5 protein-coding genes are annotated in these 6,134 nt (G+C 36.8%); 4 read left to right on the top strand and 1 reads right to left on the bottom strand.

Annotation, left to right across the window (positions count from 1 at the left end; genetic code table 11):
* Window positions 1-165: 165 nt before the first annotated feature.
* Window positions 166-522: a toxin-antitoxin system YwqK family antitoxin gene (locus HC176_RS15370; protein ID WP_167919854.1), complete on the bottom strand. Its 357-nt coding sequence runs from the start codon at window positions 520-522 to the stop codon at window positions 166-168.
* 382 nt (window positions 523-904) lie between these two features.
* Between HC176_RS15370 and HC176_RS15365 the strand changes: the two genes are divergently transcribed.
* The 4 genes from HC176_RS15365 (at window position 905) to ppnP (ending at window position 5,985) form a co-directional block, all read left to right on the top strand.
* Complete coding sequence (locus HC176_RS15365) at window positions 905-2,104, top strand: porin (RefSeq protein WP_167919852.1); 1,200 nt, start codon at window positions 905-907, stop codon at window positions 2,102-2,104.
* Window positions 2,105-2,181: 77 nt separating this feature from the next.
* Window positions 2,182-4,500, top strand: coding sequence for an inorganic phosphate transporter (locus HC176_RS15360; RefSeq protein WP_167919850.1), 2,319 nt, complete (start codon window positions 2,182-2,184; stop codon window positions 4,498-4,500).
* 172 nt (window positions 4,501-4,672) lie between these two features.
* Entirely contained in the window at window positions 4,673-5,533 is an 861-nt protein-coding gene (locus tag HC176_RS15355) for an OmpA/MotB family protein (protein ID WP_167919848.1), read from the top strand.
* Window positions 5,534-5,700: 167 nt separating this feature from the next.
* The gene (ppnP, locus tag HC176_RS15350) at window positions 5,701-5,985 is read left to right on the top strand and encodes a pyrimidine/purine nucleoside phosphorylase (RefSeq protein ID WP_245234914.1); all 285 of its coding nucleotides are present in this window, start codon (window positions 5,701-5,703) and stop codon (window positions 5,983-5,985) included.
* Window positions 5,986-6,134: the final 149 nt, after the last annotated feature.

Raw genomic sequence — 6,134 nt, 5'->3', positions numbered from 1 at the left:
TAAAAAATCATCGTTCAGAAAATCTTCTTTCTTCATAAGTGTATAAAATTTAAAATTAAACAAAAAAAAATATCGAGGGTTGCAACCCTCGATATTTAAACTTTACACACTTAGTGAGATACTGCCTTTTTAGACGACCTCTTTCTATTTGTAGTTTGCTTAGTTTTATAGGCCTTTATCGTTCTTAACGTCCGTTTCCTTTAAACCAGCGATTACGTTTTCATTGTAATCTACTTCTTTTACGGTTTCATTTGTGTAATAAAACCACTTGCCGACTTTTTTACCATTATCATAATTACCAGAAACTGTTTTTTTGCCTTCTGCGTTAAAGCTTAACCACTCGCCTTGCAATTTACCATCTGTAGTGTAAAAACCGGTTTGGCTTACCACTCCATTGTCATGATAGTACGTTACCTCAATTAAATTGTTGTCTCTGTTAAACTTTAAATCTCTCTTTTGCTCTTTTTGGGCAAAAGAAACCACAGTAATTAAAAAGGCAAAACATAAAATAAACTTCTTCATAATTATGGGGTTTTAACATTATTAAATCAAAGTTACAAAATTGATAACATTTAAACAACATTTACGTAACATTAAATTAACACTAAACTTGTAATTATTTGTTTTTCAATGAATTGAATATTTAGAAAAACATCATTATTAATATTAAATTAATATTTGCGTTACATTACAATGAACTTAAACCTTGATATTTGCACCGTCTTGAGACAATTTAATTAGTATTTCATATAATCTATTAGTTTTTGTCGACTACATTATCATGATTTCTAATGAGACTGCCTTTGGCCAAGGCAGTCTTTTTATTGTTTTAATGTTAATTGTTTGGTAACATTTAGTTAACATTAGGATTGGTTCTTTGCAGCGACAAAAACTAATACGTACAATGAAAATTAAATTCGCCATCGCGCTAGCGTTTGGCCTAGTGCTAGCTGCACATTCTCAAGAAATAAGTGACACTTCTTTTGGAAAAGGATTAATCAATTTTGTTGCAAAAGATAGTTCTTTCAGTATAAAATTCGCTCCCCGTTTTCAGGTTCGCTACAATTCCCAATGGAATCATAACGGCAATAACTATGGTAGCCCCGAATATGATTTTTCAGTCCGTCGTGCCCGATTAAAATTTGATGGTTTTGCCTATAGCCCCAAATTGCAATACAAAATGGAACTTGGCCTCTCAAACAGAGACCTTTCTGGTGCAACCCCCTTTACCCGTAACGCACCGCGTTATATTTTAGACGCCGTTATTATGTGGAACTTTGCCGAAAACTTCGAGCTTTGGGCCGGACAAACCAAACTTCCCGGTAACGTAGAGCGGGTAGTTTCGTCTGGCAACCTACAATTAATCAACCGATCATTATTAAACAGCCGTTTTACCCTAGACCGCGATATGGGCATCCAATTGCGGCATAAATCAAAATTAGGCGGCAATTTCTTAATGCGCGAAAAGCTAGCCATTTCACAAGGTGAAGGACGCAATATTACGGAAGGCAACCAAGGCGGTTTGCAATACACCGCCCGGCTTGAACTTTTACCTTTCGGAACGTTTCAATCTAAAGGCGATTACACAGGTTCTGATTTAAAACGCGAGGCTAGCCCAAAACTAATGCTCGGCTTTACCTACGACCTTAATCAGGATGCCGTAAAAACCCGAAGCGTTTTAGGCAATTACATGTTTAAAGATGATGGTTCGCTTTACGAAACCGACATCACCACCTTTTTTGCCGATGCCATGTTTAAGTACAACGGATTTTCATTTATGGGTGAATATGCCAACCGAACAGCCGATAACCCTGTTGCCGTAAATGCAGACAACTCCGAAACGGGCGATATCGTTTTGGTGGGTAATGCCCTGAATTTACAAGCGGGATACTTACTTAAATGCAATTATGAGTTTGTTGGGCGTTTCACCACTTTAAATTACAAGTCTGTTACCAATACTTTGCCAACCAAACAATACACTTTTGGCGTGAACAAATTTATAGTTGGGCACAAACTAAAAGTACAATCCGATTTAAGCTATACAAGCGTTAATGGAATTAAAGATAATATTTTGTTCAGGTTAGGGTTCGATATCCATTTTTAACCAATTAAAATAACAATTACGTAACATAATAACCATATATTGTCATGATATTTGCAGTCCTTTTACAATTAAAACCTATGGAACACATTTACTTGTACATGCTGATAGCTATTGCTATCCTAGCTGTAGTTGATCTTGTTGTTGGAGTAAGTAACGACGCCATTAACTTTCTTAATTCTGCCATTGGATCGAAAGCCATTTCCATGCGCACCATTATGATTGTGGCCAGTTTGGGTATTTTTATTGGAGCCGTTTTTTCAAGCGGTCTTATGGAAGTGGCCCGAAAAGGTATTTTTGTACCGGCCATGTTCAATTTTCATGAAATCATGCTCATTTTTATGGCTGTAATGGTTACAGACATACTCTTGCTCGATTTCTTTAACACCATTGGGTTGCCCACTTCTACAACGGTATCCATCGTATTCAACTTATTGGGTGCGGCGGTGATTATGGCTGCGATAAAAATCACGGCTTCCGATTCTGAAACCCTAGCCGATTTGGGCAATTACATCAATACCGAAAAAGCCATGGAAATTATAAGCGGCATATTACTATCGGTAGTTATTGCTTTTAGTATAGGTGCCTTGGTTCAATGGGTGTCACGACTTATTTTTACCTTTCATTTTGAAGAGAAGATCAAAAATTTTGGTGCTTTCTTCGGTGGCTTGGCATTAACGGCCATACTGTATTTCATCTTTATGAAAGGCTTAAAAGGAACGCCTTATTACGATAATTTAAAAGGACTAATTGAAGGCAATGAAATGTATATCATTTTAGGCAGTTTTGTACTCTTTACCCTGCTCTCATTTGCTTTTCAAAAAATAGTTAAAAAAAGTATTCTAATCATCGTTATTGCCGTTGGTACGTTTGGATTGGCATTGGCTTTTTCAGGGAACGACTTGGTAAACTTTATTGGAGTACCTATGGCCGCATACCACAGTTACGAAGCTTGGGTAGGCTCTGGAACGGGTGCCTCTGACTTCACCATGGGCATTTTGGGCAAAAAGATGCCAGCCGAACCCTTTTTACTTTTCATTTCAGGAGGTATCATGGTAGTAACACTTTGGTTTTCCAAAAAAGCAAAAACCGTTGCCGAAACCGAAATTAGCTTATCAAGACAAGGCGATACGCACGAAAAATTTAAGCCTAACATGCTTTCAAGAAGTATTGTTAAAGCGACCTCGTCTATTTCGGATGGATTGAGATTTATCATCCCGGCATCGATGCAAGCAAAAATTGACACCAATTTCCAAAAGCCAAACACTACATTAACTAAAGACCAAAGTATGGATGCTCCAGCGTTTGATATGATTAGGGCTTCTGTTAACTTAATGGTTGCTGGTGTATTAATATCTATTGCAACGGCTATGAAATTACCACTTTCAACCACCTACGTAACCTTTATGGTAGCCATGGGTACATCTTTGGCCGATAGGGCTTGGGGTGCCGAGAGCGCAGTTTATAGAGTGGCTGGTGTATTAAATGTTATTGGCGGCTGGTTTGGCACTGCCTTTGGAGCTTTTATCGCTTCTGGGGTTGTAGTATTTTTAATCAACTGGGAACCTCAGGTAATGACGCCTATCCTTCTTTTACTTACTGTAGCGCTGTTAGTTAGAAACTTTTTAGCTCATAAAAGAAAATCGTCAGAAGGCAAAAGTGAAGACCGACTTAAAAACGCCGAAAGTAGTTCTGTACAAGGTGTTATCCACGAAAGTGCTGCCAACATTGCTAATGTGGTAAAACGAGGTAACAAAATTTACTCGAACGCCATACAGGGATTGGCGAAACAGGACTTATCTTCACTTAAAAAGAACAAAAAACAAATCGACAAATTATCGCTTGAAGTTGATAGTTTAAGAGACAACATATTCTATTTCATCAAAAATTTGGATGAATCGAGTGTGAGCGCCAGTGATTTTTACATCAATATTTTGGGCTACCTGCAGGACATGACGCAATCTTTAGAGTACATTTCCAAAGTAAGCTTCAAACATGTAAACAACAATCACAAAAAGCTTAAATTCAACCAAATTAAAGAACTTAAAGAAGTTGATGAATCTGTTGAAAAATTGTTCAACGATACCAAATCGGCTTTCGATTCCCGTTCTTTTGATAAAATTGGCGGTATTTTAAGCTCTAAACACAAATTATTCCAAATTCTGTCTGAAAAAACACAAAAGCAGGTAGAGCGCACCAGAAAAGAAGAATCGAGCCCCAAAAACACTACGCTGTACTTCGGATTGCTATCTGAAACTAAAGATTTATTGGTTGCCACTATGAATCTATTGGAAGAGTATCACAATTCTCATGATGCTTCGGTAAAACCCGCAACCATTGAAATTGTAGAATCCATCGCCGGAAATGGCACTTTAAAAGAATTGGAGGAGGAAGAATAAGCTTCCTTCATCTGTTAAATACAAAAAGCCCCAACATGTATTGGCTAAAAGTGCCATAACATGTTGTGGCTTTTTTCATATTGTCTTTCAAATTTTTAACAAAAAAAGACAGGCTTCGTAATCTATATTGGCTTTAATCTCGTAAATACGGGAAACAATATTATTAATGATTATGAAGAAAATATCTGTATTAATTTTACTAGCCATTTTTACCGTATCGTGCGTATCAAAGAAAAAATACTTGGCATTACAACAAGAAAATGGCGAAATTAAAAGCGAACTGCAAAAAACGAGAGTAGCCAAAGAAGACTTAGAAGCCAAATTCGATAACATCCAAGAACGCGTTGAGGCTTACAACAGCAAAATCATGTCTTTAAAAGAAGAGAGCGATTCCAAATTAGAAGTAGCAGAAAACGGCACAGTAATTTCCAACAAGACTAAAGAGCGCATGCGTGAAACATTGAAAAATGTAAATCCTGCAAAACTTAGCCAAGCCAAAACTTTAAAAGACTCTATGAATTTGGCTGTGGCATACAACCTTGAAAAAACCATTAAAACAAGTAACATTGATGAAGACGAAGACTTTGCCGTAGATATTAACGAAACTGTTGTGATGATTTCTATTGCAGACAACATGCTGTTCAATACGGCAAGCTACAGATTAAGCTCTAAAGCCGATAAGGTTTTAAAGAAATTAGCTGATGTTATCAACTCCGAGCCTAGCTTAGACGTTATGGTTGAAGGCCACACCGATGCCAGAACCATTAGCACAGTAAACATCGCAGACAATTGGGATTTGAGCGTATTAAGAGCCACCTCTGTTGTACGTAAATTACAAGACGAATATAACGTAGCTCCTGAAAAATTAATCGCTTCGGGAAGAAGCAGCTACCAGCCTATTGCGAGTAACGATAACGCTGAAGACCGCGCAAAAAACAGAAGAACAAGAATTATAATCCTTCCAAATATCGATAAGTTTTTTGCTTTGATGGCTGAAAACGACACCGCTATTTCTGAAAATATATTAGACTAAATATTAGTTTAACTATCCGTTGAACATTCTAAAAAAGATGTGAAACAACATAAAACCTCCAAGAGCCCTCACTCTTGGAGATTTTTTTTGGTGTTAAATCAGATTATGGCCTATCATTCTTTGTTCTACGATGAGTTTAGTATTTTTGAAGAAATTTTAAAATTTAAATGATGATTTCAGCAAACGAATATTTTGACGGCAACGTTAAATCTTTAGGATACACTAGCAAAACAGGGCAATCTACCCTTGGGGTAATGAACGCTGGCACTTACGAATTCAGTACTTCTAAACACGAAACCATGAATGTTGTAGAAGGTGAAATGACCGTGTTATTGCCAGGTGAAACCGAGTGGAAAACATACAAAGCTGGCGAGGCCTACCAAATTGAAGCCAATGAAAAATTTCAGGTTAAAGTTTCTGGGCAAACCTCTTATTTGTGTCAATACAAATAATTGACTAAAAATTATTGCAATAAAAAGAGGTCGTCTAAAAAGTAATATTTAGGCGATTTTCTTTTTTATAAAAACATTGGTTTTATAAGAGGTTGGATATTTTGATTTAAATGTAGCCCGTAAAAAGTTTTCAGTCTTTCTTACAGGGT

This window comes from Tamlana crocina (assembly GCF_012037625.1).
Note: the sequence above shows the minus strand (reverse complement) of the source record. Positions and strands in the feature narration are given on the sequence as shown.

Bases quoted from the DNA above. Each gene is read 5' to 3' on its own strand.
- HC176_RS15360 (WP_167919850.1), top strand. From the start codon at position 2,182: ATGGAACACATTTACTTGTACATGCTGATAGCTATTGCTATCCTAGCT.
- HC176_RS15365 (WP_167919852.1), top strand. From the start codon at position 905: ATGAAAATTAAATTCGCCATCGCGCTAGCGTTTGGCCTAGTGCTAGCT.
- ppnP (WP_245234914.1), top strand. From the start codon at position 5,701: ATGATGATTTCAGCAAACGAATATTTTGACGGCAACGTTAAATCTTTA.
- HC176_RS15370 (WP_167919854.1), bottom strand. From the start codon at position 522: ATGAAGAAGTTTATTTTATGTTTTGCCTTTTTAATTACTGTGGTTTCT.
- HC176_RS15355 (WP_167919848.1), top strand. From the start codon at position 4,673: ATGAAGAAAATATCTGTATTAATTTTACTAGCCATTTTTACCGTATCG.